15 protein-coding genes are annotated in these 12,838 nt (G+C 53.9%); all 15 read left to right on the plus strand.

What is annotated here, in order from left to right; all coding sequences use genetic code 11:
* Window positions 1–7: 7 nt before the first annotated feature.
* The 15 genes from AACZ64_RS08600 to fliQ all read left to right on the plus strand — a co-directional run bounded on the left by AACZ64_RS08600 (window position 8) and on the right by fliQ (window position 12,835).
* Entirely contained in the window at window positions 8–1,222 is a 1,215-nt protein-coding gene (locus AACZ64_RS08600) for an ATP-binding protein (protein ID WP_272981212.1), read from the plus strand.
* On the plus strand, window positions 1,215–2,555 hold the full coding sequence (locus AACZ64_RS08605) for a sigma-54 dependent transcriptional regulator (protein ID WP_272981213.1): 1,341 nt from the start codon (window positions 1,215–1,217) through the stop codon (window positions 2,553–2,555). Before AACZ64_RS08600 ends, AACZ64_RS08605 begins: the two co-directional genes overlap by 8 nt.
* Window positions 2,556–2,577: 22 nt before the next feature.
* Window positions 2,578–2,901 (plus strand): flagellar hook-basal body complex protein FliE, encoded by a 324-nt coding sequence (gene fliE / locus AACZ64_RS08610; protein ID WP_036859929.1) that lies wholly within the window; start codon window positions 2,578–2,580, stop codon window positions 2,899–2,901.
* Between the two features lie 43 nt (window positions 2,902–2,944).
* Window positions 2,945–4,588, plus strand: coding sequence for a flagellar basal-body MS-ring/collar protein FliF (gene fliF, locus AACZ64_RS08615; RefSeq protein WP_293614948.1), 1,644 nt, complete (start codon window positions 2,945–2,947; stop codon window positions 4,586–4,588).
* The gene (gene fliG / locus AACZ64_RS08620; RefSeq protein WP_293614947.1) at window positions 4,581–5,582 is read left to right on the plus strand and encodes a flagellar motor switch protein FliG; all 1,002 of its coding nucleotides are present in this window, start codon (window positions 4,581–4,583) and stop codon (window positions 5,580–5,582) included. Before fliF ends, fliG begins: the two co-directional genes overlap by 8 nt.
* Complete coding sequence (locus AACZ64_RS08625) at window positions 5,575–6,168, plus strand: FliH/SctL family protein (RefSeq protein ID WP_036859933.1); 594 nt, start codon at window positions 5,575–5,577, stop codon at window positions 6,166–6,168. The genes fliG and AACZ64_RS08625 overlap by 8 nt, the downstream gene beginning before the upstream one ends.
* Entirely contained in the window at window positions 6,165–7,574 is a 1,410-nt protein-coding gene (gene fliI, locus AACZ64_RS08630; protein ID WP_272981336.1) for a flagellar protein export ATPase FliI, read from the plus strand. The genes AACZ64_RS08625 and fliI overlap by 4 nt, the downstream gene beginning before the upstream one ends.
* Window positions 7,561–8,007, plus strand: a complete 447-nt coding sequence (fliJ, locus tag AACZ64_RS08635) for a flagellar export protein FliJ (RefSeq protein ID WP_036859934.1) — start codon at window positions 7,561–7,563, stop codon at window positions 8,005–8,007. The genes fliI and fliJ overlap by 14 nt, the downstream gene beginning before the upstream one ends.
* 54 nt (window positions 8,008–8,061) lie before the next feature.
* On the plus strand, window positions 8,062–9,156 hold the full coding sequence (locus AACZ64_RS08640) for a flagellar hook-length control protein FliK (protein WP_293614946.1): 1,095 nt from the start codon (window positions 8,062–8,064) through the stop codon (window positions 9,154–9,156).
* A gap of 261 nt (window positions 9,157–9,417) precedes the next feature.
* Complete coding sequence (locus AACZ64_RS08645; protein WP_293614945.1) at window positions 9,418–9,963, plus strand: flagellar basal body-associated FliL family protein; 546 nt, start codon at window positions 9,418–9,420, stop codon at window positions 9,961–9,963.
* Between the two features lie 18 nt (window positions 9,964–9,981).
* Window positions 9,982–10,962 (plus strand): FliM/FliN family flagellar motor switch protein, encoded by a 981-nt coding sequence (locus AACZ64_RS08650; protein ID WP_293614944.1) that lies wholly within the window; start codon window positions 9,982–9,984, stop codon window positions 10,960–10,962.
* A gap of 30 nt (window positions 10,963–10,992) precedes the next feature.
* Window positions 10,993–11,376, plus strand: a complete 384-nt coding sequence (gene fliN / locus AACZ64_RS08655) for a flagellar motor switch protein FliN (protein WP_036859938.1) — start codon at window positions 10,993–10,995, stop codon at window positions 11,374–11,376.
* 11 nt (window positions 11,377–11,387) lie between these two features.
* Window positions 11,388–11,810, plus strand: coding sequence for a flagellar biosynthetic protein FliO (fliO, locus tag AACZ64_RS08660; protein WP_293614943.1), 423 nt, complete (start codon window positions 11,388–11,390; stop codon window positions 11,808–11,810).
* Window positions 11,807–12,550 (plus strand): flagellar type III secretion system pore protein FliP, encoded by a 744-nt coding sequence (gene fliP / locus AACZ64_RS08665; protein WP_036859939.1) that lies wholly within the window; start codon window positions 11,807–11,809, stop codon window positions 12,548–12,550. The genes fliO and fliP overlap by 4 nt, the downstream gene beginning before the upstream one ends.
* A gap of 15 nt (window positions 12,551–12,565) precedes the next feature.
* Complete coding sequence (fliQ, locus tag AACZ64_RS08670) at window positions 12,566–12,835, plus strand: flagellar biosynthesis protein FliQ (RefSeq protein WP_293614942.1); 270 nt, start codon at window positions 12,566–12,568, stop codon at window positions 12,833–12,835.
* The last annotated feature ends 3 nt before the right edge of the window (window positions 12,836–12,838 follow it).

Raw genomic sequence — 12,838 nt, forward strand, 5'->3', positions numbered from 1 at the left:
AACGATCATGAACCAGACAGAAGCCCTGTCAGCCAGTCAGCTTGAACAGGCTTTCAAGGTGTTTAATCAGCTGTCCCATCAGTTGGATACCTCTTACCGCGATCTTGAAGGCAAGGTGACCGGTTTGACCGAAGAGCTTGCCAGAGCGCGTTCAGCCAGGCTGAGCGAATTGGCTGAAAAAGAACGCCTTGCCCATCGTCTCTCTTCCCTGTTGTCCGTTTTGCCGGGCGGTGTCCTCATTCTGGACAGTGGGTACATTATTCGCGATGCCAACCCCGAAGCCCTTGAACTGTTGGGTGAGCCCCTGATTGGCAAATACTGGGAAGCTGTGCTGGCCAGAGCTGCCCCCTCCCAACAGCTGAGCGGTCGTGAGCTGGAGTTGCACAGCGGTAAAAAAATCTCAGTGGTCAGCCGGCTTCTCGATGGCTCCAGCGACCATGTGGTGCTCATCACGGATGTGTCTGAAATCCACCAGTTACAGGAGCAACTGGGCAGGAAGAAGCGTCTCACCGCACTGGGGGAAATGGCTGCCCGCCTCGCCCATCAGATTCGGACCCCCCTCAGTGCCACCACACTTTACCTGGCGCAGCTGGCCAGAGCTGACCTGAAAGCAGAGCAGCGGCAGAGGATAGTGGACAAGGTTAACGAGCGTCTTGGCCATATGGGTAATCTGCTCCACAGCATGCTCAGTTTTGTGCGCGGCGAAACGCCTGTGACCGAAACCATTTTGCTCAATCAGGTGTTGCAGCAATTTGAAGAGACGGTTCGCCCCACCCTTGAACAACACCATGCTGTGATGTCGATACCCTATGTCGATAACAGTCTGGAATTGGTTGGTGATCTGGACGAACTGGTCGGGGTGCTGGGAAATCTGGCGATGAATGCCATTGAAGCTGCGAAAGGCCCTGTGGTTATTGATTTGTGGGTGGGGGCCCTCAATCCCGATTGGCTGCAGATCCGTTTTCGCGATGACGGCCCGGGTATTCCGGAAGAATTGCTGGAACGCATCTTTGATCCCTTTTTTACTACCAGAGCACAGGGTACCGGGTTGGGGCTGGCCGTAGTGGCAATGGCCGTCAGTAAGCATGGTGGTGAAATTTCTGCCACTAACCGCTCCACGGGTGGGCTCGAATTTGTCATCAATCTACCCATTAGCAAACCGGCTTCGGGTACAGAAGTTGTTGTTGATGGGCATAACCAGGGAGACGCCGTCTATGAGTAATTCAACGAGGGTGTTGGTGGTTGAAGACGATGCAGCACTCCGCGATGCCATGTGTGACACCATTCAATACGCTGGTTACCGGGTACTGTCGGCCAGTAATGGAGAAGAGGCCCTGTGGTGCCTGAAAAGGGAAAGGGTCGATCTGATTGTCAGCGATGTACAAATGGATGTGATGGATGGCAATACGCTCCTCAGGGAAGCGAAAGCGCTCAGACCGGAACTGCCTTTTGTGCTCGTTACAGCCTATGGAAGTATTGAAAATGCGGTAAAAGCCATGCAGGAAGGCGCTGCGGATTATCTGTTAAAGCCTTTTGAGGCCGAAGTCCTTCTGGAAATGGTGAGCAGGCTGGCCCGTCCGCCGGAAGTTGCTTCAGATGGGATGGTAGCCGAAGACCCCAAAACCCGACAGTTGTGTGAGCTCGCCAGACGGGTTGCCGCCACCCAGGCGACGGTGCTTATCAGTGGTGAGTCGGGTACCGGCAAAGAGGTGATTGCGCGTTATATTCACCGTCATTCCCCTCGTGCAGAGAAACCTTTTCTCGCGATTAACTGTGCCGCCATTCCAGAGACAATGCTGGAGTCCATGTTGTTCGGCTACGAAAAAGGTGCTTACACCGGTGCACATCAATCCCGTGCCGGCAAGTTCGAACAGGCCAATGGCGGGACGTTGTTGCTGGACGAAGTTTCCGAGATGGATTTGGGGCTGCAGGCCAAATTATTGCGGGTGCTGCAGGAAAAGGAAGTGGAGCGACTGGGTGGCAATACGCTCATATCACTGGATGTCAGGGTGCTGGCAACGACCAACCGCAATCTCCGCGAAGAGGTCGCTTCAGGACGCTTTCGGGAGGATCTCTTTTACCGTCTGAATGTTTTTCCCATCCATCTGCTGCCGTTGCGCCAGCGGCCGGGCGATATTTTGCGGCTGGCCAAAACGATGCTGCGGCGCTATAGCCCGGACCAGCCGATCAGTTTTACGGCCAGCGCCGAACAGCGGTTGCTGAAGCATTGCTGGAACGGCAATGTCCGTGAGCTGGAAAACTGTGTGCAACGGGCCGCCATCATGGCCAGTGGTTGCCAGATTGCCGAGGCAGATATCTGTTTTGAGGATGTTCTTCCAGAGGACCTGTGCCAGAAGGCAGCAGCCAGCAACGGTGCACAATTATTGGACGGCGATCTCAAGGCACGGGAGAAGCAGTTGATAGTTGATGCGCTTAACGCCGTCAATGGGTGCCGTAAGGATGCAGCAGAGCGGCTTGGGATCAGTCCCCGGACGTTGAGGTACAAGCTGGCCAGACTGAAAGAGCAGGGCGTGGCTATTCCGGCCACCGGTTAATACACCGTCGGAGAGACTGTTTATGAGTGAGATGGAGATAAACCAGGTATTGGCCCAAATGCGGTTAATGGCTGCTGCTGCGGGCAAAGGACCGAGCGAGGGCCCGGCTGAGGGTGGAGAAAAGGTTGATTTCGGCGCTTTGATGAAGGACTCGATCGATCAGGTCAATGCTGCCCAGAAGCAGGCGCGCCAGTTGTCGGATGCCTTTGAAGCGGGTAGCCCGGATGTGGCACTGCCTGAAGTAATGGTGGCTCTGCAAAAGGCAAGCCTGTCATTTCAGGCAGTTAATCAGGTCAGGAACAAACTTCTGAATGCTTATCAGGAAGTGATGAACATGCAGGTGTGAATTCCTTTTTTCATACTAACGCAACCAACGTGAATTAAAGATTATGGCATTGAATACTTCCACCTTGCTCAGTCGCTTCAATAGTCTCAGCAGTCAACCGGTCACGCGTCAGCTGGGTCTGCTGCTCGGCCTGGCGGCCAGTATTGCCCTGGGTATCGGCTTGGTACAGTGGTCCATGGCGCCGGATTATGTGGCGCTGTTTGGCGAAATGACGCCTTCCTCGACCAATGAAGTGGTTCGTTCTCTCGAGGAAAATGGTACCCCTTACAAGGTGGATCACCGGACTGGACTGGTCAGTGTGCCCGCTGAAAAACTTCATGAAATCAGGCTCAAGCTGGCCAGCGACGGATTGCCAAAAAGCGATGGCAGCGGTTTCGATATGCTCTACAAAGAACAGAAAATAGGCGTTAGCGGCTTTATTGAAAAAGCCCGCTATGATCGCGCTCTGGAGCAGGAGCTTGCCCGCTCTATCGCCTCATTGGACAGTGTCAGGTCAGCGCGGATACACCTGGCGCTTCCCAAACAGTCAGCTTTCGTGCGCAAGCGTGACAAGCCCGCAGCATCGGTGTTGTTGAGCCTTTACCCCGGACGTGAATTGACCGAACGACAGCTGGCCGGGGTGGTGCATCTGGTGGCTTCCAGTGTGCCGGGTCTGGAAGCCGAACAGGTGTCAGTGGTCGACAACCAGGGCAAGCTACTCTCCGCCCAGGGCCGGGAGGAGGGTTTTGCCCAGACGTCGGAGCAGTTCCGGTTTACACAGCAGCTGGAACAAAGCTATGTGGATCGAATTACAGAGATTCTGTCACCCATTCTAGGGGTCGGTGCAGTGAGAGCACAGGTGGTGGCAGACGTGGATTTCACCAGAGTGGAAAAGACCAGTGAAAGCTACGCCCCCGAAACCAGTATTCGCAGTGAACAGCTGATTGAGGAAAATTCCCGGGGTGAGTTTGCCGGTGGTGTCCCCGGCACTCTGGCCAACCAGCCCCCTGAGGAAACCAGAATTACAGCGGTACCTGAGGAGACTGAAGACCAGCTTTCCAGTGGCCGGTTCAGCAAGCGCCAGGTCAGGAATTATGAGATTGATAAAACTATCAGCCATATCCGAGAAGTGCCTGGAACACTGCAGAAGCTATCGGTGGCCGTTGTGGTGGATTATCAGGATACGGTCAATGGTGATGGCAATGTGGAGCGCGCGGCAATTGCTGAAGCCCGGCTGGCAGAGATCACCGCATTGGTGAAAGATGCCATCGGCTTCAGTGCAGAGCGGGGTGACAGTGTCAATGTGATGAATGCCATGTTCGTGGTTCCCCCGGAGCTTGAGCAGTTGTCGGAACCTTCATTGATGGAGCAGGAGTGGATTTGGCGGGCGGCCAAATTTCTATTGGCGGGTATCGCCATTTTCCTTATCATTTTTACTGTCCTGCGGCCATTGATGCAGGCATCAGCTGCGCCGCCACCCGGTACGGCTCTGGCAGCACCGGCGCAGGGCGGGGCGGGAACTGCCCACGCCACTCAGGGGGGGATGGCTCTGAGCGAAGATCATGTCACCCTGGGTGGGCAGCCCCAGCTTGGCTTGCCGGGAGCCTCCTCGTATCAGAATCAATTACAGATGGCCCGCTCCATGGCTGAGGGTGAACCACAGCGGGTAGCCCACGTGGTAAAAAACTGGGTGTCTGCCGATGGCTAATACTGAAATGACCGGTGCCCAGCGAGCCGCTGTGTTTTTGTTGGGTCTGGGAGAGGAGGGTGCCGCGGCCATCATGCGGCAAATGTCACCAAAAGAAGTTCAGGCAGTGGGCGAGGCCATGGCGTCTCTTTCCGATGTCTCTGACCAGCAAGTGGCTCAGGTCGTGAATGAATTCACCGAACGGGTTTCTTCAGTGAGCCCGCTGGGAATTGGCAGTGGTGATTTTGCCCGCCGGGTGATGGTGCAGGCGCTCGGTGAAACCCGGGCCCGCAGTATGATCAGCCGGATACACAGCAATACGGATAGCAAGGGCATGGAATCCCTGAAATGGATGGATGCGCAATCTGTGGCGGCGCTGATCCGTCAGGAGCACCCGCAGATCATCGCCATCGTTCTCAGTTCCCTGGAAGGTGAGCACGCGGCTCAGGTGTTGTCCCTGTTGCCGAGCGAGATTCACACCGATGCCATGATACGTGTTGCACGGTTGAACACCATTGACCCTGCGGCTCTCCAGGAGCTGGATCAGGTGCTTGAGAACCAGTTGGGCGGCAACTCCAAAGCACCACCGACCTCGGTAAATGGTATGAGTGCGGCGGCTGCCATTCTGAATCATTTGAACACGGATCTCGAAACACAACTGATGGATTCCATTCGGGAAATCGATGGTGATCTGAGTGAAAAAATTCATGATCTCCTGTTTGTTTTCGACAATTTACTGGAGGTGGATGACCGGGGAATGCAGCGTCTGATTCGTGAGATTTCAGTGGACAGTCTCGTCATAGCTCTCAAAGGGGTCGATGACAGAGTCAAGGATAAATTCTTCAAAAACATGTCCTCCCGTGCTGCTGAAATGTTGAAAGAAGACCTGGATGCCAAGGGTCCCGTTAAATTGGCTGATGTGGAAGCTGCCCAGAAAGAAATTCTGACGATTGTTTCCAGGCTGGCCGATGAAGGCGAGATTTTCCTCGGCAAAGGAGGCGGTGACTTTGTCTGATACAGAGCCAGGTGTGAAGCGATGGCAGGTTCCTTTCTTCGAACAATCCGCCCCCGTCAAAAAAGTTGTTGATCCGGTTGAAGTCGAGGCTCTTGCCCAGTCCCGTGGTTTTCAGATTGGTAAATGGGAAGGCCTGGAAATGGGCAAAGCCGAAGCAGAGCAACTGGTCAAACACCTGTCCGGTTTGCTGGATGAAATGGCCCATCCCTTTCAGAGTCTGGATCAGGTGGTGATCCGTGAACTGGCCAATATGGCTATGTTGATTGCACGTCAGATTGTTCGCCGGGAGCTGACCGTTAATTCAGATGTCGTAACGGATATTGCGGCAGAGGCGCTGTCAACGCTTTCTTCATTGCAGGGCGAAATTGAAGTATTTCTCAATCCGGGTGACCGAAAACTGGTACAGGAGATGGCCCCGGCATTGTTTGAGGGGAAACCCTACAAGTTGGTTGATGATCCCGACATCCTGCCCGGAGGCTGCCGCATGAAAACCCCTGTTTCCTATGTTGATGCGTCCGTCGAACGACAGATGGAAATGGTTTTTGGCACTCTGATTGAGTCCTGTGAAGAGCGCGTGCAGTATTGAGTGATACCTTGAACCGGATGAATAGCCTCGAAAAATTGAAAGCGGAACGCTGTCAGAGGATAGGCCAGACCCTGTCTTCGGTAACTGCTGCTGTTGAACCGGTTCCCCTCGAAGAGGAGGGCACACTGGTTCGCATGATTGGCATTAAACTGGAGGCGGTGGGTTGTCGGGCACCCATTGGGGGACGTTGCCGCATCATTACTGATGAGGGCAATACCATCGAGGCGGAGGTGGTGGGGTTTTCTGATGGCAGCCTGTTGTTGATGCCCGAAGGGCCACTGAGTGGTATCAAGTTGGGTTCCCGGGTACTGCCGGTGAAGACAGGGGGGTCGGTCGCCGTCGACGAGCAGCTATTGGGTCGGGTGATTGATGGTGCTGGCAATCCGATTGATGGAGGCCGTCCGCTCAAATGTATGCATCACGTGCCCCTGCGAGGATTATCCATCAATCCGCTTGATAGAACCCCCATACGTGAGCCGCTGGATGTGGGTGTGAGAGCAGTCAACGCACTTATGACAATGGGAAAAGGGCAACGCCTGGGGCTGTTTGCCGGCAGTGGTGTGGGTAAGAGTACTCTGCTGGGCATGATGACGAGACACACGGAAGCGGATGTGATTGTGGTCGCCCTGGTGGGCGAGCGCGGTCGGGAAGTGCGTGAATTTGTCGAGGATATACTGGGAAAAGACGGGCTTGCCAGGGCTATTGTCGTGGCAACCCCGGCCGATGACGCCCCATTGACCCGTATTCATGGTGCATGGCGGGCCACGGCCATCGCAGAGTATTTTCGCAGTCGTGGTAAAAATGTACTGCTGTTGATGGACTCCCTGACGCGTTTTGCCCAGGCCCAGCGGGAAATAGGTCTCGCGATTGGCGAGCCGCCGGTGACCAAGGGTTACCCACCCTCGGTTTTTTCCCTGTTGCCAATGTTGGTTGAGCGTGCCGGCAACAACGCTCAGGGTTCTATCACTGCGGTTTACACGGTACTGGTCGAGGGCGACGATCATAACGATCCGGTGGCCGACGCTGCTCGTGCCATTCTTGATGGGCATATTGTGCTGTCGCGGGAAGTGGCGGATTCCGGTCTGTTTCCGGCCATTGATATCGATCGTTCTATCAGTCGGGCTATGGCGAATATTGTGAATGAAGAACAGTTGCTGGCCGCCAGGGAAATCAAGAGTCTCTATGCGACTTACCAGAGCAACCGCGATCTGATAAATATTGGTGCCTATCAGCAGGGCAGTGATGAGTCCATTGATCGGGCAGTGTTTGCGGCTCCACATATTCGCCGTTTTATCCAGCAGAGAGAATCGCAGAAGCTGTCGATGGAGCAAAGCCAGTCAGACCTGTCGGCAATTTTGGGTATGTGTCAACCAGTTGGAAAAGAAGGCGATCATGGCAACCGATAAAATAAACAAGGTGGCGACCCTGGCCGAATCCCGGGAACGCAACTCGGCAGGCGTTTTCAAACAGAGCCGACAGAGTCATGAACAACAGCGACAGCAATTCGACCAGCTTATCCAGTTCAAGCAGGAGTACGAAACCAGGCTGGGGCAGGTGGGTGAGCAGGGCATTCCCGCCAGGCAACTGCAGGATTATCGATTGTTTCTGAATAAGCTCAATCAGGCCATTGAGCAACAGCGTGCGGCGGTCAGTGATTCAGCTCAACAGCTGGAAGGGGATCGCGAGCAATGGATGACGGAGGCTCGCCACAAGACAGCGATAAACAAGTTGGTGGATCAGCGGCACAGCAAAGCCCTGCGCAATCAGGAGCGGGCTGAGCAGCGTGATGCCGATGAGAAAAGCCTCGCCAGGAAATCTCTGGAGTATCCCCCAAGGTAGACTGGCACTTATCTTGCTTTATATGAGGTCAACGCGCTAAAAGGATCATCCAAAGTGACACTGGCCATTCAAACACAGCAGGGTTCAGGTAATAAGGTTACGTCGGAATCGCCTCTCTCCGTCAGTTCCGAATCAGACTCAAAAGGCAGTGATTCCGCCTCTTTCGGGCAGATCATGGGGGAGCAAAATGCTGTCACTGCCGGTGAGGAGGAGGAGGCCCCAGAGCAATCCCTGTTGGCTCAGAATCCGGCGGGGATGGCGGCTGAGGCTGGCAATATCGGGTTCCCGGGTGGCAAGGACTTGCCGCTCGAAGAGGGGGTGGCGACTGCCGCCATGCTCGTTGCGGCTGAACAATGGCCCCAGACCGGGGCGAGTAAAGTGATGGGTGAACTGCCTGTTAATAACAGTCTGGTCCGATATACCACCCCCGTCACGACCAATACAGATTCCGCCTGGTCCGATGCGGTTGCTCGCGTTGGCGCCAGTCTTGAGGACAGTCCTGAGAACTCCATGCCGATAAAACAAACACCTGATAGCAGCGCAATGTTCTCAGCGGCCATTCAGCTGGGTAAGACAGTAGCCTCGCAAACAATTGAAAATAGTGCTGCTGCATTGCAGGTGTCCCCTGGTGGGCTACAGGCGACTGCCACTGACGGAAATGGCACCGCTCTTCTCAAGGTTCCGGTATCTATAGCCGCTCCGGTGGGTACCTCATCCTGGAGTCAGGATATGGCTGGCCGTTTGTCCACGATGATAAACGGTAATGTACAGAATGCCACGCTTCAGCTGAATCCACCCGAGTTGGGAAAATTGAATATCAAAATCTCTGTAGACGGTGATAATGCCAGCGTATTTTTTTCTGTTGATAACAGTGCAGCCAAAGATGCGATTGAATCTGCGATGCCCCGCCTTCGGCATTTGATGGAGCAGGGCGGTATGTTATTGACCCAGACTCAGGTGTCCCAGCATGCCGGGAGTCAATCACAATCCAACGCCCAGTCCCAGACGCAACAACAGGGCGCAGGCGATAACAACGGCAATGGTTCGGGGGGTGTGAATCTTGATGGTGACGCGGTCGACGAGTCACTGTCCTCCCGGATGATTCTGGACGCCTCTGTGCTGGAAGGCCGGGTGGATTACTACATCTGACAGTCGTCTTTGCTTCTGTTTCCTTCTGTTGTTCCCTCGATTTTTTGCTGGGTGTATAACCCCTCTGTCCTCAGACACCCACCATGCCGTGTGTGTGAATTCGTCAAAAAAATGACATTGCGCATCTTGTAATTTTTAACTCATTGATAAAAAAATAAAAAACATGTTGGCCTGTTTTTTGCTTTGACTCTATTCGCGTGGATGTCAGTTATGTAAAAGCCCCTGTCCCGCGGCTGGGGCTGGTTGATTTGGAACGTGATTATGGCAACAAAAAATGATGGGTTGAATCTGGGTAAGGACAAACAGCCGGGGTCACCGGCTGGAAAAAAGGGAAAAGGTGGCATGAAGAAAATAGTCATTATTGTATTGGTCGTTGTGTTGTTCCTGGCGGTCGGCGGCGGTGCAGCATTTTTTATGATGGGTGATAGCGATAACCCCGGCTCTGGCGAGCAAGTCGACGAAGTTGTGGAGCAACAGGCGGTTGAAGAACGCGAGCCGATTTATTTGCCTTTGGATCCCGCCTTTGTGGTCAATTTCGAGCACAAGGGCACGATTCGTTACCTCCAGTTAAGTCTGCAGGTGATGGCTTATGATCAAAAGGTGGTGGACAAGATCCAGGCCAACATGCCGGCAGTGCGCAATAGTCTGATCCTGCTGTTCAGTGGGCAGGACTATGATTTGCTCAACACTCTTGAAGGTAAGGAACAGTTACGCACAACAGTGCGCCAGTCCATCCAGGATGTGATTCGTCTAAAGGGCGAACAAAAAGTGGATGATGTGTTTTTTACCGGATTTGTCATGCAGTAATCTCAATAGTGAATTCTGATGGTCGATAAAGAGGTTTTATCCGAAGGGGAGCTTGAAGCGCTGATGGGCAGTGTTTCTGACGAAGCCGCGGCCGGGAAAAATGCGGCTGCTACCCGACATTGTGCCTCATTTGATTTCAGCACAAGGGAACAAACCCTGCTGGTGCAGATGCCGGTGTTGAAAACTCTCACCGAGAAACAGGCCATGTCTTTCGCCCAGGGACTGCAAAGTCTTTTCAAGGCGCCGGTTGAGGTTCAGGTGGCGGATATTCGCCCGATGAAACAGGAAGAAGCGCTATTGAGCATGCCGGAGCTGGCAGGGATCACTCAACTAAAAACAGCGCCGCTGAATGGGACATCTATGGTGGTTGTGTCCGGTGATGCGCTGTCATTTTTTGTCAATCAGTATTTTGGCGGATGGACAGGTGGTGGCGGGCACAAATCGAACCGTGCCAATCTGACGCCCACCGAGCGCCGGATCAACGATCTGGTCGTTGGCCGCTTTCTCAGCGCCCTGACCGAGGGCTGGCAGGAAAAAATTTCCCTGTCTGGTGAGGTTTGTGGGTTTGAGACCAACCCGGACTTTATTCAACCTCTCGCAGCGGGCGAGTTGTTGTTGAAATTTCCCTTTGTGATAAAGCTGTTTGACTGGGAGGGGATCATCGACTGGTTCATTCCCTACGCCGCGATCGAGCCACTTAAAAACCGTCTCGGTAATCCTGCGGCAGGGCAGACCTCGAAAACAGATGTCCCCGGCTGGGAGGACTTTTTCCGTCGGGAGTTGTTGTCGGTGGAGCTGGAGGTCAGCGGGGTCTTTACCAGTAAAAATATGAGCCTGTCTGACGTTATGCGCCTTCGCAAGGGTGCAGTGATTCCACTGGCGGCGCCCACTGCAGTAACCCTGTGTATTGAAGGAGCACCATTCTGTGTTGGTGAACATGGTGCATTGAGCGGCAGGAAGTCGATCAAAATTAAACAGGTTCTCAAACATGACAGTTAATGACGAGCAATTTTTAGATAGAGGTGGCCGATGAACGACCAGGTGGACGAAACCAAACCACAGTCTCCACAGCCGAGTTCAGGGACAGAAGAATCTGTGCCACTGAAAGAGTTGGAGGCAGAGGATTCCCGGGCCGTTCCCGATGGTGGTGGAGAAATCAACCTCGATGCCCTTCTCGATGTACAGGTCACGCTATCAGTGGAAATCGGCAGGAGCAGATTGCCCATCAAGGACCTGATTGCGCTCAATCAGGGTTCTGTGGTTGAACTGGACCGCGAGATGGATGAACCGTTGGACCTGATGGTCAACGGTACCCTGATTGCAAGGGGTGAGGTGGTTGTGGTCGATGGGCAATTTGGCCTGCGACTGGTTGACATCGTCAGTCCATCCGAACGGTTGAAAAAACTCAAGTGAGGATTGCCATTATGCCGCTGCGGTCTCTGCTGCTTTCCGTGGTTACCGTGGTTGTTCCTGTCCACTCCCTGGCAGCAGACTCATCGACGAATTCGAGCGGGCTTTTCAGTGGTGGCTACCTGTTGCAAGTGATCGGTTCACTGCTGCTGGTCTTCGGGTGTATTTTCGGACTGCTTTTCCTTTTGAAAAAACTGAACGGTGTGTCCATGGGCCACCATACGCCAGTCAGGGTGATCGGTTCCACGCGGGTGGGTACCAGAGAAAAAGTGCTGCTGTTGCAGGCAGGTGAACAGCAGTTATTGATCGGTGTGGCACCGGGTGGTGTGAGTACGCTGCATGTGTTTGAGGAACCGGTGGTTTCAGCGGACCAGTCAAAAAACCGGGATTTTGGTGCACTTCTCGGTCGAGTGTTGCCCACGGAGAACCATCGATGAAACCCTGTCTGAGATGGCTGTTACTGGGACTGCTATGTGTCCCTGGTCTGGCCCTGGCGGATGCGACCATTCCTTTGCTGTCCGTAGAACCAGCTGCGGGTGGCGGCAGCAATTACTCGGTCAGCCTGCAAATCCTGTTGTTGATGACGCTGCTGAGTCTATTGCCGGCAGCGTTGATTACCATGACGTCTTTTACCCGTGTGCTCGTGGTGCTGGCCATCCTGCGCCAGGCACTCGGCACTGCCCAGACCCCTTCCAATCAGATTTTGCTGGGGCTCGCACTGTTTCTCAGCCTGTTCATCATGTCACCCGTACTTGAGCGGGCATACGACACCGGGCTAAAGCCCTACATGGAGGAGAGTATTGGCTTTGAGGAAGCGCTCGAAAATGCCAAACAACCTTTTCGTGAGTTTATGCTCAACCAGACCCGCGAAGCGGATCTGGTGATGTTTGCCGAGCTGGGTGGCTATGGGGGCTTTATTGATGAGGATGATATCCCGATGAAAGTCCTGCTGCCGTCGTTTCTTACCAGCGAGCTGAAGACCGCTTTTCAAATAGGCTTTCTGATTTTTATACCCTTTCTTGTGATCGATCTGGTGGTGGCCAGTGTACTGATGTCGTTGGGGATGATGATGTTGTCCCCCATGCTGATTTCACTGCCCTTCAAAATAATGCTGTTTGTCTTGATTGACGGCTGGTCTCTTATCGTCGGGACCCTGGCTGCCAGTTTTGTGACCTGATGGAGAAATGTTCACATGACACCTGAAGCTGTGCTGGATGTCGGCCAGAGCGCCCTGATCGTGACCATGCTGCTGGCCGCACCGTTATTGTTGTCGGCTCTGGCTGTGGGCCTGCTGATCGGGGTGTTTCAGGCGGCCACCCAAATTCAGGAAATAACACTGAGCTTTATTCCGAAGCTGATTGTGGTGGCAGTAGCACTGTTTGTTGGCGGACCCTGGATGCTGCGTATATTGACGGAGTTTTCCCTGCGTCTGTTTCAAGAAATACCCGGCATGGTGGGTTAGTCG

This window comes from uncultured Porticoccus sp. (assembly GCF_963975625.1).
Taxonomy (GTDB): domain Bacteria; phylum Pseudomonadota; class Gammaproteobacteria; order Pseudomonadales; family Porticoccaceae; genus Porticoccus.